General features: G+C 41.9%; 26 protein-coding genes, 2 tRNA genes and 1 other annotated feature. Of the genes, 14 read left to right on the top strand and 14 right to left on the bottom strand.

All coding sequences use genetic code 11. The features are described 5' to 3' along the window. Window positions 1–8: 8 nt before the first annotated feature. From G587_RS0111500 to deoC, 4 genes are all read left to right on the top strand, one after another. A complete protein-coding gene (locus G587_RS0111500) occupies window positions 9–1,544 on the top strand; it encodes an ABC transporter ATP-binding protein (protein WP_026492358.1) in 1,536 nt (511 codons plus the stop codon). Window positions 1,545–1,546: 2 nt separating this feature from the next. Continuing rightward, entirely contained in the window at window positions 1,547–2,701 is a 1,155-nt protein-coding gene (locus G587_RS0111495) for an ABC transporter permease (RefSeq protein WP_026492357.1), read from the top strand. A gap of 4 nt (window positions 2,702–2,705) precedes the next feature. Next, window positions 2,706–3,650 (top strand): ABC transporter permease, encoded by a 945-nt coding sequence (locus G587_RS0111490; protein WP_026492356.1) that lies wholly within the window; start codon window positions 2,706–2,708, stop codon window positions 3,648–3,650. Window positions 3,651–3,719: 69 nt separating this feature from the next. Further along, entirely contained in the window at window positions 3,720–4,379 is a 660-nt protein-coding gene (deoC, locus tag G587_RS0111485) for a deoxyribose-phosphate aldolase (RefSeq protein ID WP_026492355.1), read from the top strand. A 178-nt stretch (window positions 4,380–4,557) separates the two neighbouring features. On the opposite strand, the gene ileS is transcribed toward deoC, so the two are convergent. From ileS to G587_RS0111455, 6 genes are all read right to left on the bottom strand, one after another. After that, entirely contained in the window at window positions 4,558–7,749 is a 3,192-nt protein-coding gene (gene ileS / locus G587_RS0111480; RefSeq protein WP_026492354.1) for an isoleucine--tRNA ligase, read from the bottom strand. 40 nt (window positions 7,750–7,789) lie between these two features. Then, window positions 7,790–8,101, bottom strand: a binding site (T-box leader). 49 nt (window positions 8,102–8,150) lie between these two features. Next, the gene (locus G587_RS0111475; protein WP_026492353.1) at window positions 8,151–9,395 is read right to left on the bottom strand and encodes an SGNH/GDSL hydrolase family protein; all 1,245 of its coding nucleotides are present in this window, start codon (window positions 9,393–9,395) and stop codon (window positions 8,151–8,153) included. 18 nt (window positions 9,396–9,413) lie between these two features. Further along, on the bottom strand, window positions 9,414–10,910 hold the full coding sequence (locus tag G587_RS22500) for an MBOAT family O-acyltransferase (RefSeq protein ID WP_051200986.1): 1,497 nt from the start codon (window positions 10,908–10,910) through the stop codon (window positions 9,414–9,416). Beyond that, window positions 10,907–11,149, bottom strand: a complete 243-nt coding sequence (locus G587_RS0111465) for an acyl carrier protein (RefSeq protein ID WP_026492351.1) — start codon at window positions 11,147–11,149, stop codon at window positions 10,907–10,909. The genes G587_RS22500 and G587_RS0111465 overlap by 4 nt, the downstream gene beginning before the upstream one ends. Before the next feature lie 24 nt (window positions 11,150–11,173). Continuing rightward, window positions 11,174–12,985, bottom strand: coding sequence for an HAD-IIIC family phosphatase (locus tag G587_RS0111460; protein ID WP_026492350.1), 1,812 nt, complete (start codon window positions 12,983–12,985; stop codon window positions 11,174–11,176). Next, window positions 12,972–13,919 carry a phosphatase PAP2 family protein gene (locus tag G587_RS0111455; protein WP_026492349.1) on the bottom strand — a complete coding sequence of 316 codons (948 nt, stop codon included), beginning with the start codon at window positions 13,917–13,919 and terminating at the stop codon, window positions 12,972–12,974. Before G587_RS0111455 ends, G587_RS0111460 begins: the two co-directional genes overlap by 14 nt. A 145-nt stretch (window positions 13,920–14,064) precedes the next feature. On the opposite strand from G587_RS0111455, the gene G587_RS0111450 reads away from it, so the two are divergent. After that, window positions 14,065–14,886: a TrmH family RNA methyltransferase gene (locus tag G587_RS0111450; protein ID WP_026492348.1), complete on the top strand. Its 822-nt coding sequence runs from the start codon at window positions 14,065–14,067 to the stop codon at window positions 14,884–14,886. 25 nt (window positions 14,887–14,911) lie between these two features. Here the strand turns inward: G587_RS0111450 and G587_RS0111445 are convergent, their stop codons facing one another. After that, window positions 14,912–15,817: a TIGR01212 family radical SAM protein gene (locus G587_RS0111445; RefSeq protein ID WP_026492347.1), complete on the bottom strand. Its 906-nt coding sequence runs from the start codon at window positions 15,815–15,817 to the stop codon at window positions 14,912–14,914. 121 nt (window positions 15,818–15,938) lie between these two features. Between G587_RS0111445 and G587_RS0111440 the strand changes: the two genes are divergently transcribed. Then, a tRNA-Gly gene (locus tag G587_RS0111440) sits at window positions 15,939–16,011 on the top strand. A 49-nt stretch (window positions 16,012–16,060) separates the two neighbouring features. Continuing rightward, window positions 16,061–16,133: transfer RNA gene (locus tag G587_RS0111435), tRNA-Gly, on the top strand. Window positions 16,134–16,213: 80 nt separating this feature from the next. On the opposite strand, the gene G587_RS22495 is transcribed toward G587_RS0111435, so the two are convergent. Continuing rightward, complete coding sequence (locus G587_RS22495) at window positions 16,214–16,744, bottom strand: NUDIX hydrolase (protein WP_051200985.1); 531 nt, start codon at window positions 16,742–16,744, stop codon at window positions 16,214–16,216. A 229-nt stretch (window positions 16,745–16,973) separates the two neighbouring features. Here G587_RS22495 and G587_RS25495 point away from each other — a divergent pair, with 229 nt between their 5' ends. From G587_RS25495 to G587_RS0111410, 4 genes are all read left to right on the top strand, one after another. Further along, window positions 16,974–17,117 carry a hypothetical protein gene (locus tag G587_RS25495; protein WP_155829521.1) on the top strand — a complete coding sequence of 48 codons (144 nt, stop codon included), beginning with the start codon at window positions 16,974–16,976 and terminating at the stop codon, window positions 17,115–17,117. A gap of 35 nt (window positions 17,118–17,152) precedes the next feature. Next, window positions 17,153–17,536 (top strand): class I SAM-dependent methyltransferase, encoded by a 384-nt coding sequence (locus G587_RS22485; RefSeq protein WP_051200984.1) that lies wholly within the window; start codon window positions 17,153–17,155, stop codon window positions 17,534–17,536. 118 nt (window positions 17,537–17,654) lie between these two features. After that, a complete protein-coding gene (locus tag G587_RS0111415) occupies window positions 17,655–18,221 on the top strand; it encodes a histidine phosphatase family protein (RefSeq protein ID WP_026492346.1) in 567 nt (188 codons plus the stop codon). Between the two features lie 67 nt (window positions 18,222–18,288). Next, window positions 18,289–18,951, top strand: a complete 663-nt coding sequence (locus tag G587_RS0111410; protein WP_026492345.1) for a zinc dependent phospholipase C family protein — start codon at window positions 18,289–18,291, stop codon at window positions 18,949–18,951. A gap of 31 nt (window positions 18,952–18,982) precedes the next feature. Here the strand turns inward: G587_RS0111410 and G587_RS0111405 are convergent, their stop codons facing one another. The 5 genes from G587_RS0111405 to G587_RS0111390 all read right to left on the bottom strand — a co-directional run bounded on the left by G587_RS0111405 (window position 18,983) and on the right by G587_RS0111390 (window position 22,035). Then, a complete protein-coding gene (locus G587_RS0111405; RefSeq protein WP_242830075.1) occupies window positions 18,983–19,726 on the bottom strand; it encodes an aminoglycoside adenylyltransferase domain-containing protein in 744 nt (247 codons plus the stop codon). A 55-nt stretch (window positions 19,727–19,781) separates the two neighbouring features. Then, a complete protein-coding gene (locus G587_RS26875) occupies window positions 19,782–19,898 on the bottom strand; it encodes a tyrosine-protein phosphatase (RefSeq protein ID WP_081673326.1) in 117 nt (38 codons plus the stop codon). A gap of 71 nt (window positions 19,899–19,969) precedes the next feature. Further along, window positions 19,970–20,638 (bottom strand): zinc dependent phospholipase C family protein, encoded by a 669-nt coding sequence (locus G587_RS0111400; protein WP_026492343.1) that lies wholly within the window; start codon window positions 20,636–20,638, stop codon window positions 19,970–19,972. A 95-nt stretch (window positions 20,639–20,733) separates the two neighbouring features. Then, window positions 20,734–21,201 (bottom strand): GNAT family N-acetyltransferase, encoded by a 468-nt coding sequence (locus G587_RS0111395; protein WP_026492342.1) that lies wholly within the window; start codon window positions 21,199–21,201, stop codon window positions 20,734–20,736. Window positions 21,202–21,216: 15 nt separating this feature from the next. Further along, window positions 21,217–22,035 carry a class I SAM-dependent methyltransferase gene (locus G587_RS0111390; RefSeq protein WP_026492341.1) on the bottom strand — a complete coding sequence of 273 codons (819 nt, stop codon included), beginning with the start codon at window positions 22,033–22,035 and terminating at the stop codon, window positions 21,217–21,219. Window positions 22,036–22,394: 359 nt separating this feature from the next. Here G587_RS0111390 and G587_RS0111380 point away from each other — a divergent pair, with 359 nt between their 5' ends. Further along, window positions 22,395–23,015, top strand: a complete 621-nt coding sequence (locus tag G587_RS0111380) for an Ig-like domain-containing protein (protein WP_026492340.1) — start codon at window positions 22,395–22,397, stop codon at window positions 23,013–23,015. Between the two features lie 246 nt (window positions 23,016–23,261). Here G587_RS0111380 and G587_RS0111370 read toward each other — a convergent pair whose 3' ends face one another. Beyond that, complete coding sequence (locus G587_RS0111370; RefSeq protein ID WP_026492339.1) at window positions 23,262–24,440, bottom strand: MerR family transcriptional regulator; 1,179 nt, start codon at window positions 24,438–24,440, stop codon at window positions 23,262–23,264. Window positions 24,441–24,544: 104 nt separating this feature from the next. Between G587_RS0111370 and G587_RS0111365 the strand changes: the two genes are divergently transcribed. Both G587_RS0111365 and G587_RS0111360 read left to right on the top strand, forming a co-directional pair. Next, window positions 24,545–25,303 carry an EFR1 family ferrodoxin gene (locus G587_RS0111365; protein ID WP_026492338.1) on the top strand — a complete coding sequence of 253 codons (759 nt, stop codon included), beginning with the start codon at window positions 24,545–24,547 and terminating at the stop codon, window positions 25,301–25,303. A gap of 33 nt (window positions 25,304–25,336) precedes the next feature. After that, entirely contained in the window at window positions 25,337–25,966 is a 630-nt protein-coding gene (locus tag G587_RS0111360) for a lactate utilization protein (RefSeq protein WP_026492337.1), read from the top strand. The last annotated feature ends 136 nt before the right edge of the window (window positions 25,967–26,102 follow it).

Here is a 26,102-nt window from a genome sequence, read left to right as displayed (position 1 = left end):
TGCTATTTATGGAAGATTATGTAATTGAAATGTTGCATATCACAAAAGAATTCCCTGGCATCATAGCTAATGATGATATAACACTGCAGCTTAAGCGCGGGGAAATCCATGCACTTTTGGGGGAGAACGGTGCCGGTAAATCCACACTTATGAGTGTACTTTTCGGTCACTACACACCTGAAAAGGGTGTAATCAAAAAAGATGGCAAGGAAGTTAAAATTGCCAATCCTAACGATGCCACAGCTCTCGGTATCGGAATGGTTCACCAGCACTTCATGCTGGTAGATATTTTCTCAGTTTTAGATAACATTATTCTTGGTTCAGAACCAAGTAAGATGGGCTTTTTGACTAAAGCTGAAGCAAAGAAGAAGGTTCTTGACCTGTCAAACAAGTACAATCTGAAGGTCGATCCCGATGCTCTAATCGAAGACATTACTGTAGGAATGCAGCAGAGAGTTGAGATTCTCAAGATGCTTTACAGAGATAATGAGATTCTCATTTTTGACGAGCCTACAGCAGTTCTTACACCTCAGGAAATTGACGAGCTCATGAAGATCATGAAGAATCTCGCTGCCGAGGGTAAGTCCATTCTTTTCATAACTCATAAGCTCAATGAGATTATGGAGGTTGCTGACCGCTGCTCAATCCTCAGAAAAGGTAAATATATCGGAACTGTTGATGTTAAGAACACCACAAAGGAAGAGCTCTCTTCCATGATGGTAGGTCGTAACGTCAAGTTTGCTGTTGATAAGGATGAAGCTAAGCCTGCAGAGGAAGTTCTGAAGGTTGAAAACGTATGCGTTAAGAGTAAGCTCCATTCCAACGACTCTGTTCACAACGTTTCCTTTAACGTACGCGCAGGCGAAATCGTTTGTATCGCAGGTATCGACGGAAACGGTCAGACAGAATTTGTCGGAGCACTCACAGGTCTTGATGATATCGCAAGCGGTAAGATCACTCTCTGCGGTGAGGATATCACCAATAAGTCAATCCGCTATAAGAACACACATGGCATGAGCCATATTCCTGAGGACAGACATAAGCACGGTCTGGTTCTCGACTATACTCTTGAGGAGAACATGATTCTCCAGCGCTATTTTGAACCCGCTTTCTCCAAGAACGGTCTTCTTAAAAAGGCTGAGATGAGAAAGTACTCAGACAGGCTTGCCAAGGCTTTTGATGTCCGTTCAGGTCAGGGTGCTACCACTGTTGTCAGAGCAATGTCCGGTGGTAACCAGCAGAAAGCCATCATCGCCCGTGAGATGGATCGCGATCACAAGCTTCTTATAGCTGTTCAGCCTACAAGAGGTCTTGATGTCGGCGCTATCGAAACAATCCACGAAGAAATCGTTAAGGAGCGAGATGCAGGTAATGCCATTCTTCTGGTATCCCTCGAGCTCGATGAAGTAATGAATCTTTCAGACAGAATTTTAGTTATGTATGAAGGCGAAATCGTTGGAGAGGTTGATCCCAAGACAACTACTCTTCAGGAACTTGGTCTTTATATGTCAGGCGCTAAGCGCGACACCAGAAAGGAGGCATAAGCGTGGAAGAAAAAACAAGTCTTTTAAGAAAACCCGGTTTTCAGACACTGCTTGCATCCATCGTATGCGCAATACTCGGAATATTACTGGGATATGTCATTTTGCTTCTCATGAACCCGGCTCACGCTTCTGAAGGAATGTTTGCCATCCTTCGTAACTTCTTCAAGTTCGCCGGCAATCAGAAAAAGCTCATGAGCGCCATGGGATCCGTACTTGTAAAGTCCGTTCCCGTAATACTTTGTGCAGAAGCCATTCTTTTTGCATACAAAACAGGTCTTTTCAACATCGGATGTGCCGGACAGTATACTGTTGGTATCATCGCCAGCCTTTATACAGCTCTGGCTCTTCATTGGAACTGGCTGCTCTGTATCCTGGCTGCATTCCTTGCAGGTGCCCTTTGGGGATGCATCTGCGGATTCTTCAAGGCTTATTGCAATGTAAACGAAGTTATCGCAGGTATCATGCTTAACTGGATAGCCCTATATATATGTAACATCATTTTGGGCGATAAAAAGGTTATGAACACCACAAAATCCGAGACCTTTGCAGTTAAGGATGCCAGCCTTCTTCCTTCTTTCCTCAGCGAGTTCTTTGGAAAGAATAAGTACATTACCATTGCTGTTCCGCTTACAATTCTCATTGCTATTGGAATTCTTTTCATTCTCGGCAAGACAACTTTCGGCTATGAGCTCAAGGCTACAGGTCACAGCAAGGACGCTGCTAAATACGCCGGAATGAACGCAAAGAGAAACATCATCCTCAGCCTTGTTATTTCCGGTGCTATTTCCGGTATGGCTGCTGGTCTCTACTACCTGACAGGTATTGAGCATTACAAGATTTCATCCTCTGTTCCCGGAATGGGATTCTCTGGAATTGCAGTTGCATTCCTCGGTGGTCTTCATCCTATAGGAACAATTTTCGCAGGTCTGTTCGTAACCTACATCACACAGGGTGGTCAGTACCTCAATACAAACTATTACAACCCTCAGGTTGCAGATCTTATGATCGCTATTATCATCTATCTGTGCGGCTTTGTTCTTTTCTTCAGAAAGCTCATGACAAAGCCTGTAAGCAAGCTTGGAACTTCTTCTAATGCTAACGCAGAAGATACAAATAAAACTGCCGAAGACAAAGCGGCTGATAAGAAGGAGGTGTAAGAATATGGCATTACTTATTCAGTACACACTTATTTTCTCCGCTGTTTTGATCCTGGTAGCACTTGGCGGTATGTTCTCTGAGCGAAGCGGTATCATCAACCTCGGACTTGAAGGAATCATGGTATTCGGCGCTATGGCCGGAGCTATGGTAATGGTTCTCCTTCCTGCTGATGCATCCAAGTTCACTATCGTGTCTCTGACACTTATAGCTGCTGCTTTAGCCGGAATGGCATCATCACTCCTTATAGCTGTTGCCTGCATTCATTTCAACGCTGACCAGACCCTTATCGGCACTGCTCTGAACATGCTTGCTACTGCATCAGCAACCGTTATTGTTAAAGCATTTAATACATCCAGATCAAACGGAACTGACTTCTCAGCAAAGCTTGACTATGTAAGAGGTCACGATGCATTCATGTTCAGCATTGGCCCCGTTCAGCTCTCCTGGTTCGTAGTAGTAGCTGCAATACTTCTTGTTATTGCAATCGTAATGTTTTACAAGACAAAGTTTGCTTTAAGACTTCGTGCCTGCGGTGAGCATCCTCAGGCTGCAGAATCCGTTGGTATCAGCGTATATGCCATGAGATATTCAGGCGTTATCATTTCCGGTTTCCTTGCAGGAATCGGTGGTATCATTTATATCGCTGCTGCTAACTCAACCTGGCACTTCGATTACGGTGTTGCAGGTGCAGGTTTCCTCTCTCTGGCTGTTATGATCTTCGGTCAGTGGAAGCCTGAGAGAATCGCATGGTCTGCTGTACTGTTCGCAGTATTCAGATCCTTATCAAATGTATATATGGGAATTGGAATCCTTCATGCACTGCCTATTTCAGGTACTGTATACAACATAATGCCTTATGTAATTTCACTCCTCGTTCTTGCATTCACATCCAAGAACTCCAGAGCTCCTAAGGCAGAAGGTATCCCCTACGATAAGGGACAAAGATAAAAACTTTATGCTTATCCCGGCTGTGTCGTAGACCTGGCCGGGATATATTTTTCTAAAAAGGAGATAATTATGGATATCAAAACAATATTAAACCACTGTGATCACACACTTTTAAAGCAGGAAGCAACCTGGGATCAGATCAAGGAAATCGCTGATGATGGAATGAAATATGAGACAGCTTCCATCTGCATTCCTCCCTGCTACATCAAGCGTGTTCACGACTACACAAACGGAAAGCTCAACATCTGTACTGTTATCGGTTTCCCCAACGGAAACATGACAACTGAGACAAAGGTATTCGAGACAAAGGATGCCATCGAAAAGGGCGCTAACGAGATCGATATGGTTATCAATATCGGTGAGCTCAAGGCTAAGAACTATGACTATGTTCTCAATGAGATCAAAGAGATCAAGGCTGCCTGCGGTGACCACATCCTCAAGGTTATCATCGAGACCTGCCTCCTCACAGATGAAGAGAAGATCAAGATGTGCGAGCTTGTAACAGAGGCCAAGGCTGATTACATCAAGACCTCTACTGGCTTCTCAACAGCAGGTGCTACCTTTGATGACATCGCACTCTTTGCAAAGCATGTTGGTCCCGATGTAAAGATGAAGGCTGCAGGCGGAATCGGAAGCATCGCTGATGCTGAAAAGTTCATGGAACTTGGTGCTGACAGACTTGGAACAAGCAGAATCGTTAAGATCGTTAAGGACGAGAACCTTGCTTAATAAGCTGATATAACAAAAATCGCGTATATAAATCAAAAATCGATCCCCGAAAAAGTAAAGGATAGCTACTTATGTAAAAACCCGAAACGGATAATTAAATCCGTTCCGGGTTTTTATTACTTCTTTATTTCAACGGAAAAATCTGCTCTTTCTTCGCTCGACCTCATGATCAAACGAATCAAACCTTCTCTACGCCGATTGTAACCTTCTCGCCGTTGATATCCCATTCCTTGGAATTAGCAACATCGCTGCCATATACGAGCTCTGTAGCAAGTACCTTGGTAGAGATAGAATCAGCATTGTCCTTAACGATCTGAGCGATCTTATCGTTGCCGTTTACAGACAGCTTGATGTGATCCATAACTTCGAAGCCAGAATCCTTACGCATTGTCTGAACCTTACTGATAACCTCATACATGAAGCCTTCATTGATAAGCTCCTCTGAAAGGTTTGTATCAAGAACAACTGTGATACCATGATCCTCTGTGCTCTCAAAGCCTTCCTTCTGAGCCATATCGATGAGGAGGTCATCCTCAGTAAGCTCAACTGCTGTTCCATTTACTTCAAACTTAAGAGCACCGTTTGCCTTAAGCTCATCCATTGCATTGTTTCCATCAAGTGAACCCAAATACTCTTTAATTCCGCCGAGTACCTTACCGTATTTAGGTCCTACTGTCTTAAGCTGAGGCTTAAATGTATATGTTGTGAAGTCTCTTACATCATCTGCAAAGATAACCTTCTTAACATTCAGCTCATCCTCGATGATCTCCTGATAGAACTCAGAAACTGTCTTCTCAGCCTTAACATACATCTGTCCGATAGGCTGACGGTTCTTGATTGCTGCAGCGTTACGGCATGCACGTCCAAGAACTACGATCTGAAGTACCTCATCCATGTTCTCCTCGAGATCCTTGTCGATGAAGCTCTCGCAGGCTGTAGGGAAATCGCAGAGGTGGATTGACTCAGGAGCTGTGCTGTCACTTGTTCTTACAAGGTTCTGGTAGATAGACTCTGTCATGAAAGGAACCATAGGTGCTGCTGCCTTACATACATTTACAAGTGCTGTGTAAAGTGTCATGTATGCAGAGATCTTATCCTGCTCCATTCCCTTAGCCCAGAAACGCTCACGGCTTCTTCTTACATACCAGTTGGAAAGGTCATCAACAAATGCATCAAGTGCCTTTCCTGCTTCAGGAATTCTGTAATTCTCAAGGTTCTTATCAACCTCACCGATCATGGTGTTCATCTTGGAGAGGATCCACTTATCCATAACGGTAAGCTTGTCCTTCTCAAGTGTGTACTTCGAAGCATCGAATCCGTCGATATTTGCATAAAGTACGAAGAATGCATAGGTATTCCAAAGTGTTCCAAGGAACTTTCTCTGTCCTTCCTGAACTGTCTTACCAGCGAATCTGGAAGGAAGCCAGGGAGCAGAGTTTGTATAGAAGTACCATCTGATTGCATCTGCACCGTATTTCTCAAGAGCTTCAAACGGATCAACCGCATTGCCCTTTGACTTACTCATCTTCTGTCCGTTCTCATCCTGCACAAGGCCGAGTACTATAACATTTTTAAATGCAGGCTTATTGAAAAGAAGTGTTGCTTCAGCGTGGAGTGAGTAGAACCATCCTCTTGTCTGATCTACAGCCTCAGAGATGAACTGAGCAGGGAACTGCTTCTCGAAAAGCTCCTTGTTCTCAAAAGGATAGTGGAGCTGAGCAAAAGGCATTGCTCCTGAATCGAACCAGCAGTCGATAACTTCCTTAACTCTGTGCATCTTCTTGCCACACTTAGGACATGTAATCTCAAACTTATCGATATAAGGTCTGTGAAGCTCTGTAGTCTCAGCAGAAGGATCTCCTGAAAGCTCAGCGAGCTCTTTTCTTGAACCTACTGAAAGCTGATGTCCACAGTCATCGCACTCCCAGATGTTAAGAGGTGTTCCCCAATATCTGTCACGGGAGATACCCCAGTCCTGAATGTTCTCAAGCCAGTCACCGAAACGTCCCTTACCGATTGACTCAGGAACCCAGTTGATCTCCTTGTTATTTCTGATAAGGTCATCCTTAACCTCTGTAACCTTGATGAACCATGAAGAACGAGCATAGTAAAGAAGCGGTGTTCCACATCTCCAACAGTGAGGATAATCATGCTCCATCTTAGGTGCTGAGAAAAGAAGGCTTCTTGCATCAAGATCCTTTAATACCTCGGGATCTGCACTGATTGCACCCTCTTCGATTTCCTTCTCTGTGGGCTTACATCTGTAGCCAGCAAAAGGAGTCTCGGGCTTAAGTCTACCCTCTCCATCAACCATCTGTACAAGAGGAGCGTCATATTTTCTACCAACACGGGCATCATCTTCACCGAATGCAGGAGCGATATGTACGATACCTGTACCATCTGACATTGTTACGTAGTTATCGCAATAGATGAAAAATGCCTTCTTGTGCTGTTTTTCTGTCTCATCAGCAGCGCACTGATAAAGAGGCTCATATTCCTTATACTCGAGGTCTGTACCAACATAAGTCTCAATAACCTCGTACGCCTTCTCGCCCTCTTCCTTGGCAAGTGAGCCAAGTACTGTATCAGCAAGTGCCTCAGCAAGATAATATGTATAGCCGTCTGCAGCCTTAACCTTGATGTACTTCTCATCAGGGTTTACGCAAAGACCGATATTTGAAGGAAGTGTCCAGGGAGTTGTTGTCCATGCGAGGAAATATGCATCCTCATCCTTAACCTTGAAACGAACAACTGCTGTACGCTCTTTAAGAGTCTTATAGCCCTGTGCTACCTCGTGTGAAGAAAGAGGTGTGCCACAGCGAGGGCAGTAAGGAACTACCTTGAAGCCCTTGTAAAGAAGACCCTTCTTCCAGATCTCGTTGAGAGCCCACCACTCGGACTCGATGAAGTTATCATCATAGGTGATGTAGGGGTGATCCATATCAGCCCAGAAACCAACTGTGCCGGAGAAATCCTCCCACATTCCCTTATATTTCCATACGGATTCCTTACACTTCTTGATGAAGGGCTCCATACCATACTCTTCGATCTGCTCTTTTCCATCGAGACCAAGGAGCTTCTCAACCTCAAGCTCAACCGGAAGACCGTGGGTATCCCAACCAGCCTTACGAGGAACTGTATATCCCTTCATTGTACGGTATCTCGGAATCATATCCTTGATCGCACGTGTAAGTACGTGTCCGATATGCGGCTTACCGTTTGCAGTCGGCGGTCCGTCATAGAACATATACATCTCGCCCTTGCTTCTGGTATCTACGCTCTTCTGGAAAATATCCTGATCTTTCCAGAACTGCTCGACTTCCTTCTCGCGGGCGACAAAATTCATATCAGTGTCAACCTTCTTGTACATTTGAAACTCCTTTCAAGAATAAATAAAGGCTCGTCCTTGTAAAAAGGACGAGCCTGAACTCGCTGTACCACCTGTTTACGCATACTCCCCGAATTTACGGTTTTATATGTTTCTCCATAACGGGGAGACTCCGTCATGAGTTACTTAAGAGAAATAGGAAGTTCTGTTCTCGAGCTTTGCTCTCGCCAGAACAAGGTAGTATGCCAAGCTCGAAAGTACCTCGCTAAGCGATTACCTTTCACTCATGCAGCTCGGAAGTGATTTTCTGTAGTTCTTACTCGCACCTGCTCGCACCATCCGCAGGCTCTCTGCAGCTTTCAAAAATACATACTGTCTTCGTCATAGCTTTTTCTATGAAGTTACGATTTATTTTATTCACAGCAATAAAAAAAGTCAAGTCATCAAAATGCCAATGTGCAAATTTCTTTTCCGGATTCTACTTCCGTAACCCTGATTTTTATCCTGTTTTCTCCCGGAGTATCCGCTTCTTTTATCTCTGCAAGGTTCTCATTGAGAAGCTGGTCGATAAGCATCTGCTCTGCTTCATCAGCCTCAAAGCCGGGATTTACTTCTATATATGAATAGTATTCGTCATTGTACATATTCATAAGCGCTGTCATAAGGTCAGTGGACTCCTGGAGGTAGTTTTCTATAAATTCCAGATAATTGCTATAGGTAGCATTCCACAGTTCTGAATAATTATCATCATCTCTGTGGTCCTGAAGCTGAAAATTGGAGGTCAGGAAACTTCCCATCCACTCAGTAACCTTCCTTGCTCCCGAAGGATTCAGATGTCCGCCGCCATCTGTGTAATCAATCGTCTGATTGATGAGGCCCTCTTCGTATATGAGATTCACATAAGGAATCTCCATCTCTCCTGCAATTCTATATACCTCATTTGCCGCTCTCTGAGCAGATTCCTCACATCCGCAGGGGAAAAACATGAGCATTGGCTCTATATCATTTTCTCTGCAGAGCTCAACAAATTTTCTTATATACTGATGGCCTGTGGTCTCGTCTCCATCATAGCCCGCATCCTGTGATACAAACTGTAGGGGCTCAGGCGGTGTCTGTATAAGTGATTCATACTCAGCACCAAAGGTTGGCCAGTGGTTCTCTTTGAAAACGCCTTCAATAGCCTCTTTGTCTATATCCTTCCAGCCACCGTGGTACACATAGTAAGGAAACAGCATCTCAAGCTTTTTCTTGGTATCAGGAAAAAGAAAATCCACAGCCTCTATTTTTGTCTCGCTTAAAGGAAACGCATCAAGATAATGGTGAGCCACGCTGTAATCCCAGCTGATATCGTTTTTATCCGCCATGATAACATCAAGGACCGCAACCTTGGGCTTATGATATTTAAGCGCAAGCTTTAGCATATAGTAGCTCGTTGGAAGTGAGCTGTCGGGACCTCCCATATTATATGAAGTTATTCCGTAATCCTTCCAGAGCTGCATCGGATACAGTCCGTTCTGGGTGTGGCTTGCACCAAAAAACATTACATCGTAGTCAGTTTTATCCTTAAAAAACTGCTCGTATTTTAAATGTGCATACTCAACCCTTGTAGCCCTGAGGGATACCATATAAATTCCAAAAATCATCAGACCTGCCAAACCACAGGCAATGATCCTTTTTACAATTTTCATAATATTACACTCTGATAATTAAAAGTTCTGATAGATAAAGGAGCCAGCCTCAAATGCGGGACCGTACATTCCAAATATCATTACGGCGCCTGCAAGAAGTGACCAGGTAAGTGCTCTTACAAACACATTTTTCTCATAAAGCTTCTCTCTGACGCTGCCTGTCTGCATGAAGCACTCAGCAATAAACAGGATCAAAAGACTGACTGCTGCCACAACAAGGTCCGGAACATCAAGTCCCAAGGAGGTAATTCCCTCCGCGCTAAACAGTCCCATATTTCCTGTAAAAATAGCCCCATACATCCTTAATGCAGTAATCGTTGAATCTGCTCTGAAGAACATAAATCCTGAACACAAAAGAAGAAATGTCCTAACCCTGCACAGTATCACATACCATCCGTTTTCAGGCTTAATTCCAAGCTTTTCATGGACCTTTTTTAGCCATGGCTCGTTAATCTGTCCGCAGATCATATAGATCGCATGGAGAAGTCCTGAACCTATCACGAACTTTAATAGTCCGCCGTGCCAATAGCCTATTAAAAACCACAGAATCAGAAGTCCCGGCCACACTCCGACCTTTTTGCCGGTTTTCCTGCCGAACTTCTTCCTGCATATATCTGAAAAATTCACCATCAGGTCAGTCTTCTGGAGAGGATACATGATGTAATCCTTAAACCAGGTTCCCAGTGTAATGTGCCAGCGTCTCCAGAGCTCACTCTCTGACCTTGAAAAGAATGGTGTCGCAAAGTTCTCAGGAATTTTCATGCCCATAGCTTCCGATACACCCATTACAATATCCATACATCCGGAAAAGTCAGTGTACAGCTGGAAAGCAAAGCATATTACTCCGAAAATAATGTATGCTCCGGAATAAGTTTTGTAATCTCCAAAAACAGTATTTACAAGAACCGCAAACCTCTCGGATATTACAAGCTTTTTGAAAAATCCCCAGAGGATCCTTTCCATTCCGAAAACTATATTTTTGTAATCAGGTCTTATTCTGTCCTTGAAATTAGCTTCGAATTCCTTGTATCTGATGATAGGTCCTGATGTCATTGCAGGAAAAAATCCCGCATAGGAAAAATAGTCTACAGGATTAAGTACTGCCTCAAATTTTCCCCAGTAAACATCTATCAGATAGCTAAGAAGAATAAGCGTATAAAACGAAACACCAAAGGGTGCTCTGACAGGATGAATATACTGATATCTTGTGATAATAAGTATCGCCAGGTTAATTATTAGGGGAACCCAAAAGCAGAGCTTTTTTAAAAAGCCTCTTCCCTTTGTTATTCCCATAGCGCCCAGATATACAACTGCCGCTCCCAAAAACCAAAGCGATAATCCATACAATCCGCCTGCAAAATACAAAAAGACGATATTAGCTGCCCCTATCCAAAGCCTCTTAGCCTTGCCGGGCACGCAATAAAATATGGCTATCACTATCGCTATAAACAGCAAAAACTCAGCAGATATCAGCGACATATGATATTCTGACAAAAGATTTAGAACAGTTCTCATTTCAGATGCTCACTGATGGCTGTAACCATTTCTCCCACATTTTTCATCTCAGAGGTTTCACCCATTGTGAACTTGATGTCGAATTCTCTCTCGATGGCAACAAGCAGATTGATATGCTCAAGAGAATCCCAATCCTCAATGTCTGCTGCTGTAGTATCGTCTGTAACTGTGATACTGTCATCATCAAAATACTCACGAAATACTTCGTTTAATCTCTCAAAAATCTCTTCTCTTCCCATTTTATCCTCCTAAATAACCGCTATTTATTCTACGGTAATTACCTTATTTTTAATTCCTCTTGATGAAAAGCCTTCAAGCGCAGAATTAAGCTCCAGCTCAAAGGTAAGGTCTCCGTTATCAGCTTCCGTTATCTTCTCAAAGCCCTGAAGCTCATAGAAGTTTTCCACCATTTTATTCTTTGCAGTGGGGTAGTAATATCCCAGAATACGCTTAATACCCTTACTGTTGCACTTTTCTATAAGCTTATCCATCATGGCATATTCCATGTCTCTTTTTAATACTCTGCAGCTCATAAGCCACAGATCGATGTGGAAGGTCTCGGCATCCTTTTCATCAACATGTCCGAAGGCAACTGAAACCACGCCATTATCCCCGAATCTGTCACTAAGGGCCCCGTATAAAGTAATATATTTATCATCCGCTGCTATGGCTTCAATCTCAGCCTGTGAGCACCTTCTGGTGGTAAGGTTAAACTGATTGGACTTATTAGTGAGCTGCGCAATCCTCGCCATATACATATCCTCGAAGGGAGCGATATGCGCCTTCATCTCAAGGGACTTAAGGTACTCACTATAGTCAGCAAAGCTCTCCTGGAGCTTTCCTCTTTCAGCATTGGCCTTATACATATCATTGCGCTTAAGGTCATCCTCTGACAGCGAAGTAACTTCGAAATATCCTCCCCTGTCTATCTCTGATATATAGTGCTCAGGAACAGAAAGCTCCGGCACTGCAGCGCCGCCTATCTGCTCTCTTACTATATGTCTCTCAGCAGGATTATCATCTACAAAAACAAAGGCATCCTCTCCGATGTTCAGCTCCTTTGCAAGAGCCTTGAGATTTAGATCCTTCGGATCCCAGTTGGCCTTGATATCTGAAAAATCATCCGGTGTAAGAATGCTGTCAGGCCTCTTTAATCCTGCTATCGCATTCTCTTCCTCGTTCTTGGAATCTACAGTAAGAAGCACTCCGATATCCCTGTGGGCCTTTATGTATTTCTGAAACTCGCTGTACAGCTGAGCCTTGGGAGTTTCCTGGCCTATCTCGATGTTTTCAGGACCATCATCGCCCACAATTCCTCCCCAGAGGGTATTATCAAGGTCAAGAGCGAAAGCCTTCTTATTTTTTCCATAAATAGAACCTATGATATTTGCCAGATTATAAGCAAATTCAGGTATAGCCGGAACACACATTATATATTTATACATGTGATAATAGTACGGGTCCGACCACTTCTGAAGTCCATAGGACGCCGCCAGGAAGGCTATATCATTTATAAAAAAGTTCTCATGACTTCTTGCATATTCGTAGAACTTTGCATTAAGTCTCTGAACGAAGCTGTGAAGTCCATGAATATTCACCACATCACTGTTCCCGAGGAGCCTGTAAAAGGGCTGCTCAAAGTTGTTCTGAATAACAGGGCAGCCATATTTCTCCCTGATTTTCTCCCAGAGCTTCTCATAGTGATCATACTCAAGGCTAAGTGCCTCATCTACATCGCTGTCGCTCATCTTCACATTGGGAGTATTTCTGATATTTCTTGTACTTGTGTGGATAAAAATAATATCCGGTCCAAACTCGGAAAGCCCGCCTGCATCGAACATTACGTCTTCCCAGTACATATTGTACTCTGACTCATAAAAAACAGGCTTTATACCTTTATTAAGAAGGAATAACTCCAGCATCTCTATTATGCCGTGTGTGGTTGATCCGCCAAGTACTGCTATCTTCTTTTCCGGAAGATTAAGCCCTTCTGTCTCTTTTCGTATTGCCTTTCTGATAGCCCTTTTTCTTGTCAGTAAGTCCTCTGAATCAAAGGGATAATCAAGCTCTTTCATCTATTTCTCCGATTTCATTTTTCAATTTTTTATTAAATAACATGGGATAGATTCCCATCAGAATAAACGCAATTATCGCATATCTGCCGGTTCTCACCAAAAATGACGGCATAGTGGAGGATGCCAGAAACGCCTTTGAAAAAGGCAGCTTTAGAAGCGTATTAAGTCCAAGATAAATAACAGCACCGCCAACAAGTCTCAAAACTGCCACCTTGGGGTCACTTGTCTCTTCGAAGTTTACATATTTTTTCTCAAACTCTAACGCAGGAAAACAACCTGCCATGACTCCTATTGTTGTGAAATAATCCGCTGTTCTGCAAAAGAAAATTCCTGTTAAAAAGATCAGGAATACAATCAGATTCACAAGTCCGCGCCTTTCCTCTCCTGCTTTTTCATAAATAAATGAAAATACAAGAACTACTATCGCACCACCAATCCAGCCTGTAAGCACATCTGAGGGATAATGCATTCCTACTACGACTCTTGAAAGCCCCACAAAAAACGGCAAGACAAAAGCGATAATAGTGAACAGGCGCTTTTTCAGATAATATGCAACAGAACCATATACTGCAGCTGAATTCATTGAATGTCCGCTGGGGAACGAAAAGCCCTGGGCGCCAACATCATACAGATCTGCTTTCTTATCGATCGGCCTGTAGCATTTTATTTCATCATGAACCATGTAGGGGCGCCTTCTCATAGCAACATTCTTCACCATCGAATTAAGCCCGGAAGCAATAAGCCCCATAGTACCAACATATACTCCAAACTTCTTGTCATAGCACCAATACAAAAATCCCATAACAAGAAGCATCATGACTTCTTCTCCAAATGCAGAAAAGTTGGAAATAAGGGCAACGCCCTTTTCACCAAGTATATCCTGCAGCCACTGCATCAGCATTGGCTCAAATTCAAAATAAAAAGTATTCCCCATAAGAATATCTCCTGTAAATCAAAGTATAACTACCCTATTCTAACAGATGATTACTCTTATTTCCATGCTTGCCCTATGTATGAGATAAGGATATTGCAAGAAAAATTGTGCTATACTTTTTCTAACATTTTTTATGGAGATAATTATGATACACATAGAAGAAATAACAAATCTTGAAGCCCCAGAGCTTTCAATATATAACGAGCAGTCTGAGGTTCAGCTTCTTAGAATTAATGAGCCCGAGCCCGGCATTTTCATAGCTGAAAGTCCTAAGGTAATTGAGCGTGCTCTTAGTGCAGGCTATGAGCCCATTTCACTACTGATTGAAAGCGGACAGATAAAGGGAGAAGGCGCTCTTCTATTAGATAAAATGAAAGCCCTTTCTTTTGATGTTCCTGTATTTACCGCTAGTGATGAGCTTCTCACACATATTACAGGCTTTCACCTTACAAGAGGTGTGCTTTGCGCAATGAAAAGGAGAGTTCTCCCCACTGTAAATGAAGTCTGCGAAAATGCAAAAAGAATCGCAGTTCTCGAAAACGTAACTAATCCCACAAATGCGGGCGCTATCGTCAGAAGCGCAGCTGCTCTTGGAATCGATGCAGTACTGTTTTCCCACGGATGCACTGATCCGCTCTACAGACGCGCCATCAGGGTTAGTATGGGCAATATTTTTCTTATACCCTGGACATTTCTTCCGGAAGACAGAAGCATGGATTTGATCAAAGGTCTTGGATATTCTACTGTCGCCATGGCTCTTAGAGATAATTCCCGCCAGGTTGATGACAGCGAAATCACTTCGAAGGACAAGCTCGCTATCTTCCTTGGTGCTGAGGGAGACGGTCTTCTTCCTGAAACCATAGAGGTCTGTGATTTCTGTGTAAAAATCCCGATGTCCCATGATGTGGACTCCTTGAACGTAGCTGCTGCCAGCGCCGTGGCCTTCTGGGCATTAGGAAATCATTAATTGTAATCTTTTATGAATGTGTATTTTATAAAAACAAGTGGTTCACCTTCCTGTTTATTGTATTAAGCACATTCTTTTTATTAAGGCTCCACAGGGGCTCTACAAGAAGTGCCCTGGGTCCGTCACCAGTCATACGATGAACAACAGTGTTTTTCGGAAGTATCTCAAAGCTCTGCTCCAGGAGCTCTGCATATTCATCAAGAGTAAGTATGTGGAAAGGATCCTCCTTATACTCATCATATAGCTGCGTTCCCTTTAATATCTGCAAATTCTGAATCTTTATTCCATCAAGGCTAGGTTCTAAATCAGCGAGATATTTAATGGTAGCGAGCATATCTTCCTTTGTTTCCCCCGGAAGTCCAAAAATGACATGGGCTATCACTTCTATTCCGATATCCTTAAGCTTATGATATGCCTCTTCAAATACACTAAGCCTATAACCTCTGTGAAAAATCTCAGCGCTCTTTTCATGAATAGTCTGAAGTCCCAGTTCTATCCACACCGGCTTTATTTCTTTTAGTTCTCGCAGCATATCCAGAACATCACTGTTAATGCAGTCAGGACGGGTTCCCAAAGACAGAATTTCTATGTCCTCTCTTTTTATTGTTTCCATATAAAGAGCTTTTAGTCTGTCTATGTCACCATAGGTATTTGTGTAGGACTGAAAATATGCGATGAATCTGTCGGCATCTGTTTTATTTCGTATCCACTTTTTTGCTTCCTCTATCTGGACATCTATCGGAGCAATATCCGCAGCAAACTCACCTGATCCGCCTTCAGAACAAAAGGTACAGCCTCCGGTCAGGGGTGTGCCATCAGGCATAACGATACTTCCGTCCCTGTTTGGGCAGGTACAGCCCGAGCTAAGAGAAAGCCTGTAAACCTTCTCTCCATATATATTTTTCAAATAATCTGATAACCTGACAGCCATTTATTTGCACCTGAATAAAATTTTTTTGATGTATTAAAAATATAATATAAAATTTCTATTGACAACATATATATCGTTGTGTATTATATATTTTGCGTCGCGAAAGCGGCTTCACATATATGCGATAGTAGCTTAGTTGGTAAAGCGCCACCTTGCCAAGGTGGAGACCGCGGGTTCGAGCCCCGTCTATCGCTCTCGAAAATCAAATATTGTGGTAATCGAGCTTAGCTCGTTTACATATACGCGATAGTAGCTTAGTTGGTAAAGCGCCACCTTGCCAAGGTGGAGACCGCGGGTTCGAGCCCCGTCTATCGCTTGAACAAAAAAGAACCGGTTAGCAAACCGGTTCTTTTTTGTTCGCTTGCATAATAGCGGGCTCCTACTTTTTTATTTTCCTCACTGCCATGAAAGCTTTTCTCCGTTATATATTGCAATTCTATCAGAAGGATTAAGCCATATATCTATAAAGAGTCTGTCGAAATCATTAATCTCTTGTGGCACATTGTCTCTACTAAAAAATCTATGCTCAAAAACTTCTTCAGGATCATTTTTGATTTCGCCAGAGAATTCTTTTGTCCAAAAAACAACGGCAGATGTGTAACATATATCTCCGTTTGGATAGGTGATAAATCTATCTGAACCATTGCAGATTGCAGCGAACTTTAGCTCTCCGAGTTCAATTCCCGCTTCCTCTCTGGCTTCTCGTCTTGCGGTTTCCTCAAAGCTTTCTCCAATCTCCATTCCGCCACCGACAATTCCCCACTTTCCATTATCCTTACGTTTTTGAAGCAGGATCTCGCCCTTCTCATTTTCAATAATTGTTCCCACACCTATGGTGATGAGCGGCGCATGCCCAACATGCTTTCTCATCACATTTATGTAACCGCCTTCTTTCTTGTAGTTCTCAATGTATTCCCCAATATTCATTTTCCCCTTATCCTTTCTTCTTTTTCTTATTATCTTGCTATATTGAAATGGTAAGGCTGGCCCCAGGGGCTAAGTCAACAGCACTTATATGACAAAGAGGCTTTTTCTTAAAGCGCATGGAAAGTATAATAAAAACATCTGTAAAAAATGGGGAGAATTGCATGAGATCTGAGCTAGACGTAATAAATCAAATTTTTCAGGAGAGGTTGTCTCATCTGAAGAAGGTCAGATGGAATGGGTAAATTATAACCAACTTTCTAAAATAAATACTGTTGACGATTTTGAAGACCTTCTGGATGTAATCAATAATCCAAAGCTTACAGAGTTTCAATATCTCGTAAATGGCGATGAATGGTCTGTTGTAAAAAAATAGACATACTAATTATTTTTAGCTTTATGGAGCATATTATGGATAACATATTTGAGCAAGTTGAAAAGAATATAGACAATCTGGTAACGAACAATGCAGACTGGACTGCGAGTGCAACTAAGGAAGAAATGGATTCCGCACGAAAAGGCAATCTGACTCTTCGTTTTTGGGAAAAAGAAGTTCCTAAGGAGTGGCTTTCAAACATCAAAGGCAAGAATGTATTGTGCCTTGCAGGGGCCGGAGGTTTGCAGGCTCCTCTTCTTGCCTGCGCGGGAGCTAACGTAGCAGTTATAGATATTTCAGATAAAATGTTGGATAAAGACCGCGAAATAGCAAAATCAGAAAACCTTTCCATCAAAATTGTTAAAGGAAATATGTGTGATCTTTCATATTTTCCTGACAACTCATCCTCGGAAGTCTGATCAAAAGCGGCTTTATAATCAACGGATACATGGAATGCCAGAGAGAAGATATCACCGAGTTAATGTTTATGGTAAAAGCAAAGAAAGCAAATTGATCCTAAGCTAATAGGAGGACTTTATGACAAGAGTATATTTTGTTCGACACGCTGAGCCGAATTATAATAATCACGATGATATGCTTCGTGAGTTAAGCCCGAAAGGCATGGAAGACAGAAAGCTTGTTACAGCATTTTTGTCAGATAAAAATATAGATGTTGTACTGTCCAGCCCCTTTAAACGTGCAGTGGATACTGTTGCTGACTTTGCAGAAAAAGAGGACCTTCCTATAGAAACTATAGATGATTTCCGTGAAAGAAGGGTCGATAGCTGCTGGATTGAGGATTTCAACGCATTTGCCCAAAAGCAATGGAGCGATTTTGACTACAAGCTTTCAGATGGGGAATGTCTTGGAGAAGTACAGTCCAGAAATATCACGGCATTGAATACAGTTCTGGATAAGTATCCCGGAAAAAATATTGTGATCGGCAGCCATGGAACAGCGCTTAGCACCATAATCAATTATTACGACAGTTCTTTTGGCTACGACGACTTTGAAATTATAAGATTTGTCATGCCATGGATTGTCGAGTTCGTGTTTGATAATGATAAAAAGTGCATTGAGATAAACAAGTACAATCTGAAATGATGTTTGACCATGCCCCAAGGGCAAGCTCTATGATATAAAAGAAAAACATCTTCAGAAGGGACAAGCTATGGCATCTTCCGTATTACATTACATAATTTCTAAAAAAGTCGCAGAGCAAATGCAGATAAAGGACACCGCTCGTTTTCTGATGGGCGCTGTCATCGCACCGGATACAGGTTCCAAGGATGATGGAAGCTATCACACACTACACTATTTTGAAGAATACCATCATGAAAATCTCAGAGGCATCAATTGGCAAAACTTTGCTGTGGACAACACAGGTAATATGACAGATGCTTATTATCTTGGCTACTACTGCCATCTTATAGAAGATTCCGTATGGTATCATGACTTTTTTGATAAGACGATGCGAATCTATCCCAAAGAAATCCGCGAGAAGAAATTTCCTATTGTTTACAGGGACTACTGGAGACTTAATTATCTTTTGAAAAAGGAGCTTGATATCCTGTATATTCCATTTGAAAAAGTGAGCATTCCTGATGCTTCCATTAGTGCAGACAGAATCGATTTCCAGATAGAAAACGTAAATAAGCAGTTCGAAGCCCCTTCATGTTCTAAAGAGGACCTGGAATTGATTTCATGGGATTTCATTATGGAATACATAAACAAGTGTGAGTACCTGTGCAAAAACGAAATATCTGCGTTACAAGGTAAGTCCATTCATATTAATCCCCAAAACTATTATTCATACAGCCAAAAAAATTTTTAAATAAAGTGAAAAATGCATAATTCAGTACGGGTCACTTTATTGAATTAGTCATATATTCAGCGTATTCACGAGCGATACGTAAATCATAAGTAACATCCACACCGTCTGAGTACTCGCGGAGAGCATCACATATAAGCGTATGATATTTCTGGGGAAGATTCTTTATTCCCCAGTCTCCGCCTTCCTTTTTGGACAGAACAAGCTGCTCCTTCTTATAAGCCAATACCCTGACCAGATTCAATGTAATGTACATGGTATTGTTTTCGATGTCCTCCGGTGCCTCAGATATGTCATCCCATATGGCATCTATATAGTCTTTTTGAGGAACCTCTGCAAATACATCTTCAATGGACTGTCCATGCAGGCATTTTCCCCTTTTTCCGATTATGGTAAAATGCGCAGCCAGGTCTTTATCCGTACCATTCATTTTCTGAATATAATCCTCCGGATTGTCCCTGTACCATCCAAGATGCATAACAGAAAAATGAAGTTCAAAGGGTGTCGGATATACAAATGGCTTACAAACATCTTTGGTCACTATGCTCATTTCTAGACCCTTTGCAGGTCCTCTTTCATTAAGCTCTGTCACCATATCCATAAATGCTCGCTTTGAAGCGTCATCCATTTTCTCATTAACAACTATGATAAAATCCAGGTCACTCTTTTTCGGATTAAAGCATCCCATAACATAGGAACCATGCAGATATATACCTACCAGGTTATCATCAAGGATTTCTCTTGTATTTTGGACAAATTCATTCAGTAATGCTTCCACAGTAATAATCTCCAAATATTTTAATGTAATCTACTGTCCCAGATACTCTACGAACTCAGCCTCCTGTTCTGTCTTTTCCCGCGGTGCAGTTAAACATCACTCCATACTTTGCGTTAGCTATCGTTTTAAACACTTCAGAGATTTTAGCTGAATGAGCTATCCAATAAATCAATCATTTTTATTATATACGATAACTTTATCCGTAAGCTTTCCCTTTGAGATATATTCCTTGAAAAAATCCTGTCAACTGTAATTACTGATTCTATCAACTATGCTGTCCGTACAGATATCTATAAACTCAAGCATCTGCCCTGCTGTACAGTACGTACAATCGGATACATCCACCGGTTCTGATACATTGTACTGGACATTAATCAGATGGTCCTTGATATCCTTTAAAGCGGCTGCATCTGTATAGTCCCCTATATCTATTTCCGCAGATGCTGAAAGGAGCCTGAATATCTCCGCAGTATTCTCACTGTTTTGATATAGCCACACTCCCACCTTTTTCATATCAGGATAATATGCTGCCTTAAACTCATCCTTTGTAAAAGGTGGCATGCACTTTTTCTGGGCTTTTCTCCACACCAGTAGATCGTTACAGTGGTCTGTGAGGCAGTGGACGCATATTCCAAGAATAAGCATCTTTCTCTTTATATCTGTCTCTGACGCTCCATATTCATCCCAAAATGCATCGATATTTTCCAGCCATCTGTCGTAGTCCTGAGTATCTCCCCAGGGTCCGCAGCCTTCAAAAAGATGGCTGTGAATCTTGGTTTCAAGAAATGGCACCGACTCGCTGATGGCATCAGGAGCAACAGATCCAAGTATGAATTCTGCTCTTCCCTTAGATATCCCCATTTTATCAGCAACCCGGTAAGCTACCTCCATATGTGTCATTTGCCCCGCCATCACTTTTTCCTCCTGATTATTTCCCTCTTCATTTTGTTTTATCCTAAGGCTTTAATGAAAGGATAAGGCCTGCCCCAAGGGCCAGGTCAATACCACTAATTCTTTTCAAAATAAACGATGTCCATCAAGTCGCTTATTTTTTCGATTTTTCCAGTCCGTTTATATCCAAGCTTTTCATAGAGATGTATGTTGCCTTCCTCCTGAAGAATAGTATCAAGGCTCCAGTTGTCATCTCCATATATCTTTTCAGCCTCTATAATAGCCAGACTGGCGAGACCTTTGTTTCTATATTCCGGCATTATCCATAATGGTGAAATCCGTTTTCTGCTGCCATCCTTTTTATCAACAATCCTGATTCCGCCCACATTTATGCCATCTGAAACAATATAGTAGTAGGTAGTTCCTTCAAAATCGTATTTCTGTAAGATCCGCTCGTAGCTCTCAGCAGCAGGGCTCATATCGTAATCATGGTATTTCTCCAAAAGTCCTTTGAAAGCTTCGACCTGCATTTCCCATAAACTATGCATCTCTTCACGATTTGCCTTTTTTAATGTGACACTCATGGTATTCTCCTGTCTTCAACTTTTGATAAACACCTGGACAACATGGTTGGAATACCCCATGAGATCAGGTCTTTCTGCTGTGGCAATGAGGTACTGAATCCACTCATTATATGAAGCCTCGGACATATTGTTGACAGCCTCACGGATAACCTGTGATAAACCATCCTGCGCAAATCTTGGTCCTTTAGTAGCAAGTAGTGTCTCGCATACCTTGTCAGTTAATTCATCGATTGTAGCTATGGTATGAAGGAAAATAGATGATCCGGTATTTTCAGTAACCTGCGCTGTCTCTCTTATATATCCGATTTCCTTTATCTCCTCAGCAGGGTTTTCGCTCTGGAATATATACTCAATGAGAGGTGCATCCTGCAAAACAAATGCCACGAAAACGGGCGCTCCCTTCTTTGCAACACGCAAAGCCTCTTTTATAGCTGCAACTCTATCCTGGAAATTATGAAGATGATATACCGGGCCCATTAAAAGTACCAGATCATAACTGTCATCCGGAAACTCATTTAAATCCAGAGCATTTCCCTGATAAACATTGACATTCTCTGCATCCCCAAAAAGCTCTTTCATTCTTGAGACATTGTCCTCATGAAGATCTATGGCATCCACTAAATAGCCTTCTTCCGAAACAGCTTTGGTATACGCTCCACATCCTGCGCCAATATCGATGACTTTTGCTCCCTTTTGAAGATATTTATGAATATAATGCATGGTCAATATGAACTCTGTCTCATTTGCCTTTGTATAAGTAAGACGTTCCTCCTCAAAAGCACCTGCATACTGCCTCTGATATATTTCGTCCAGTTCTTTTCCATTAATACTCATCTTCAAAACCCTCCTTGTTTTTCATACCAAAAAAGCACATCAGCCAGTTAAAATTTATCTGTCTGGTGTGCTTTCCAAAAATCATCTAATACAAAACCTACACAGACAAATAAGACCTATTGGCTTATAGCTGTGTAAGTAACCTCTGCTATAAGCAAATATGTCTGTACATCATCTCCATGTAGTTATACATATAACGCTGATTCATAAGTGCTCCTAAATGAAATATATTGTAGTAATGATATCCCTATAACGCTTACATGTCAAAAAAATATATCAGATAGTATTTTTCTTAAGACAACAGCGCCAAATAATAGTAAAATCTCTCTTGGGGAAAATTTTCAAATGGAGGATTTCGTATGAAAAAAGTAATGAGTCGCGTAGTTCAATTTTTATCCATCATCACAATTATGATTATTGTGGTTTGTGGTTTTACAGGACTTGAAGCCCAGGCTAAAACCAAGCTTCAGGAAAAGACACAAACCATAACAATTGGTGAGCAGAAGCGTATAAAGCTTTATACAGGCAAGAAGGCAATTAAGAATAAGCATATCAAATGGTCTTCAAAGAATAAGAAGATTGCCAAGGTTTCCAAAAAGGGCGTTGTAACCGGAGTAGCTGAGGGCTCTACAAAGATAATCGCCAAGTACAAGGGTAAGAAATATAAGCTTTCAGTAACTGTTCAGAAAAAGGCTGAAGAACCAAAGCCTGTAACTCCGCCGGAGAAAAAGAAGACCATTCATGAAAATGTTCCTGAAGATGCACAGCTTTATGAAGGACATTCTTATAAAATTTATTATGGTGTTATGGATTGGCACACAGCAAAAACTGAGTGTGAAAAGCTTGGTGGACATCTTGCTACCGTAACTACAGCAATGGAAAATGCATTTATCGGCACACTTATTGGTAATGAGACAGTCAAACCCGGATACTGGCTTGGCGGATACCGTGATGATGATATGAGTAAAGACTGGAAATGAGTTACCGGTGAGTCGTTTGATTATACCAACTGGCAGAGGCCTACAGAAAATCCCGGATATGGTAATGGAGAATTATATCTTGAAATGTGGAATGCCCGTCTTAATTATCAGTGGAATGACCTTGGAGATTATAACTATACGAGAAATTGGATAAAGGGTTATGTGTGCGAATGGGAGTATCCCAGAGTTGAAGAATAAATATGTGTATAAAAAAGAAGATCATAGCGATCTTCTTTTTTTACGCTTCTATTTGTAGCAGTGAACAAAGGTAGAGTCTGTATCAACTACTATCTTGCCATCCTCCTCGATCTTCCTGTCAAAACACTGAAGGAGCCTGTCTTTAATGGATAAAAGGTACTTATTCCCATCCTTGTAATGCTTCACAAGCCTTTCAAATAAAATCTCGGAATCGTCATAGTAAATCGGGCCCGGAAGATGAACCCGTTCTACCTTTGAAAAGTCCTCGGAAATCAATTTTATAAATTCATTCTCCCTATTTATCAGGTCGTTTTCCCTTTTTGACACAAAGGACTTATCAAAACCGTTTTCATCAAAAAATCTCTCCCAATAGTCATGCTCTATTCCTGTTCCAAAATATGTAAAGGACAAAAATCCATGAGGGGCAAGAACTTCTGCAGCTTTTTTTACAATGATTTCCGGATGCTCAAAATAGGATAATAGGTAATGCGCCACAATCCGGTCATAACGCGTTTTACCGATTTCATCCCAGGTTTCCTTGTCCTCCAGATTTTTAAATATCATATTGATTATCGTTCCTGCGGGAAGTGTCTCCTTCTGCTCTTCCAAAAACTTTGCGAAATCGTCAGCCCAGCTCTCATGAATATCAACGCCGTCAACAAGGAAGTTTTCCGGAATTTTATCCCAGTTTTCCCGCCATAAAAGTCCATAGCTGCAGCCAAGATCCAAGACCTTCTCACCCTCAGTAAACCTAAGTGAATCGAATATCTTAACGTACCACTCTATACCATCAACAGTGTGATTTGCGGCATACCATCTTCTCTCGTCCTGCCCCTGAGCCATCTCCATCTTTTTTATGACATCAGCGACATTGTCCCAGTCAGACTCTTCATCTAATCTCGCAAGCGCTACCTTTATGCAGTCATGGGCTTTTTGCATCTCATAGATTCTTCTTTCCATAAGCTCAAGCTGATTCTTAAGAGTCTCCTCAATAGATTCCTGTTCATTGTTTTCAAGATGGCTCTTTATTTCGTCAAGGCTAAAGCCCACATGCTTAAGAGCAATGATCTTTTCAAGCACCATAAGCGAGTTCTTGTCATAGAGCTTGTAATTGCCCTCTGAATATCCAACCGGTCTGAGAAGCCCCTTTTCATCATATATTCGCAGTGCCTTCTGCGATACACCTGCTACTCTTGCCAGTTCCCCCGTTGTCATCATCTCTTTCATGCAGCTATCCCCAATCCTTTCTTCCCCCTTATGCTATCATATACTTTGCCTGCGATATAGTGTTATACTATTTATCATATAAACTTATGAGGAAAGGTATCTGAATGATTGTATTTTTTACAGGAACAGGTAACAGCCGTTTTATCGCAGAAAAGCTGGCTGAATTCACCGGCGATGAAACCTTTGATATTTTCGAATCTGTCCGCACAGGAAAAGGACACACATTTACAGAAGAGGGTCCCTATATCTTTATTGCGCCCGTCTATGTAGCAGCTCCTGCCCAGTGCCTGACAGACTTCATTAAACGCTCAGAATTTCCCAAAAACTCCAAAGCATATTTCATCATGTGCTGCGCAGCAAGTATGAGCGCATCTCCTGTTTTCTGCATGAATATCGCATCTGAAAAAGGTTTTGAATATAAGGGCACCGCACCTATGATAATGCCGCAAAATTACATTACCTATTTCAAGGCTGATTCCGAGGAAATATGCAGGGACAAAATAAAAAATGCTCCGGAAAGCATTCGTGAAATTTCTGAATATATTAAAGCAGGAAAGGATCTGCCTCAAACAAAAATCAGTAACTTCGAGTACAGGATGACTGTTCCCGTTCTTAATCTGTATTGCAAATACTTCATGAAATCCAAGGCCTTCCATGTCACAGATAAATGCATAGGCTGCGGAAAGTGTGTATCTCTTTGTCCTTTTGGAAATATATCGCTAAAGGACAATAAGCCCGTCTGGGGATCAAAGTGTACTCATTGTATGGCCTGCATCAGCATGTGTCCCACCGAGGCCATAGAATACGGCAAGTTAACTAAAGGAAAACCCCGTTATCATGGGCCCTATTCCTATAACAGCTAATTACATAACATCAAAATCAGGGAGGAGAAGGAAATGAACGAAATGATAACTAAGAGAAATGATCTTCTGGCAAAAAAGATCATAAGCGGACTTGAATCAAGGAACATGAGCGGATACTACGCAAAGACCAAGGAAGAAGCATTAAAGCTTGCTCTTGAGCTTATCCCCAAGGGAAGCTCCATTGCCATGGGAGGCGCCATGAGTGCCCACGAAATAGGTCTTGTGGATGCTCTTAAAACCTCCGATTACAATTTCATAGACCGCGATGCTGCTGAGGATAAGCGTGCAGCTATGCTCGCTGCCTATGACGCAGACATATTTTTATCAAGTGCTAACGCCATGACCGAGGACGGAGTTCTCATAAACATCGATGGTAACTCAAACAGAGTTTCAGCCATCTGCCAGGGTCCTAAAAAGGTAGTATTTATCGTCGGCATGAACAAGGTATGTCCCGATGTGGACAGCGCACTGAAAAGAGCCCGCAATGTGGCTGCTCCCATAAATGCACAGCGCTTTGGACTTTCAACTCCCTGCGCAAAGACCGGAAGCTGCATGGATTGTAAGTCTCCCGACACTATCTGCTGTCAGTTCCTTATGACAAGATATTCCAGACATGAAGGAAGAATCCATGTAATCCTTGTTAACGATTCTCTCGGCTTCTAATCTTTTATAAATCGAGTAGGCTGACTCCTACTCGATTTCGCACACGAACATTCCGCACTTCGTGCTCCATGTTCTTACAACCGGCAAATGAATTTGTATGCAAGCATCCATTCGCTTGCCGGTCTTGTGCAACAAA

The organism is Butyrivibrio sp. XPD2002, assembly GCF_000423945.1.
In the GTDB taxonomy this organism is placed as follows: Bacteria; Bacillota; Clostridia; order Lachnospirales; family Lachnospiraceae; genus Butyrivibrio.
This window is presented reverse-complemented; position numbering and strand designations above follow the sequence as displayed.

Coding starts and splice junctions, on each gene's coding strand:
- G587_RS0111500 (WP_026492358.1), top strand. CDS start 9: ATGGAAGATTATGTAATTGAAATGTTGCATATCACAAAAGAATTCCCT.
- G587_RS0111490 (WP_026492356.1), top strand. CDS start 2,706: ATGGCATTACTTATTCAGTACACACTTATTTTCTCCGCTGTTTTGATC.
- deoC (WP_026492355.1), top strand. CDS start 3,720: ATGGATATCAAAACAATATTAAACCACTGTGATCACACACTTTTAAAG.
- ileS (WP_026492354.1), bottom strand. CDS start 7,749: ATGTACAAGAAGGTTGACACTGATATGAATTTTGTCGCCCGCGAGAAG.
- G587_RS0111475 (WP_026492353.1), bottom strand. CDS start 9,395: ATGAAAATTGTAAAAAGGATCATTGCCTGTGGTTTGGCAGGTCTGATG.
- G587_RS22500 (WP_051200986.1), bottom strand. CDS start 10,910: ATGAGAACTGTTCTAAATCTTTTGTCAGAATATCATATGTCGCTGATA.
- G587_RS0111465 (WP_026492351.1), bottom strand. CDS start 11,149: ATGGGAAGAGAAGAGATTTTTGAGAGATTAAACGAAGTATTTCGTGAG.
- G587_RS0111460 (WP_026492350.1), bottom strand. CDS start 12,985: ATGAAAGAGCTTGATTATCCCTTTGATTCAGAGGACTTACTGACAAGA.
- G587_RS0111455 (WP_026492349.1), bottom strand. CDS start 13,919: ATGGGGAATACTTTTTATTTTGAATTTGAGCCAATGCTGATGCAGTGG.
- G587_RS0111450 (WP_026492348.1), top strand. CDS start 14,065: ATGATACACATAGAAGAAATAACAAATCTTGAAGCCCCAGAGCTTTCA.
- G587_RS0111445 (WP_026492347.1), bottom strand. CDS start 15,817: ATGGCTGTCAGGTTATCAGATTATTTGAAAAATATATATGGAGAGAAG.
- G587_RS22495 (WP_051200985.1), bottom strand. CDS start 16,744: ATGAATATTGGGGAATACATTGAGAACTACAAGAAAGAAGGCGGTTAC.
- G587_RS25495 (WP_155829521.1), top strand. CDS start 16,974: ATGGAATGGGTAAATTATAACCAACTTTCTAAAATAAATACTGTTGAC.
- G587_RS22485 (WP_051200984.1), top strand. CDS start 17,153: ATGGATAACATATTTGAGCAAGTTGAAAAGAATATAGACAATCTGGTA.
- G587_RS0111415 (WP_026492346.1), top strand. CDS start 17,655: ATGACAAGAGTATATTTTGTTCGACACGCTGAGCCGAATTATAATAAT.
- G587_RS0111410 (WP_026492345.1), top strand. CDS start 18,289: ATGGCATCTTCCGTATTACATTACATAATTTCTAAAAAAGTCGCAGAG.
- G587_RS0111400 (WP_026492343.1), bottom strand. CDS start 20,638: ATGGCGGGGCAAATGACACATATGGAGGTAGCTTACCGGGTTGCTGAT.
- G587_RS0111395 (WP_026492342.1), bottom strand. CDS start 21,201: ATGAGTGTCACATTAAAAAAGGCAAATCGTGAAGAGATGCATAGTTTA.
- G587_RS0111390 (WP_026492341.1), bottom strand. CDS start 22,035: ATGAGTATTAATGGAAAAGAACTGGACGAAATATATCAGAGGCAGTAT.
- G587_RS0111380 (WP_026492340.1), top strand. CDS start 22,395: ATGAAAAAAGTAATGAGTCGCGTAGTTCAATTTTTATCCATCATCACA.
- G587_RS0111370 (WP_026492339.1), bottom strand. CDS start 24,440: ATGAAAGAGATGATGACAACGGGGGAACTGGCAAGAGTAGCAGGTGTA.
- G587_RS0111365 (WP_026492338.1), top strand. CDS start 24,545: ATGATTGTATTTTTTACAGGAACAGGTAACAGCCGTTTTATCGCAGAA.
- G587_RS0111360 (WP_026492337.1), top strand. CDS start 25,337: ATGAACGAAATGATAACTAAGAGAAATGATCTTCTGGCAAAAAAGATC.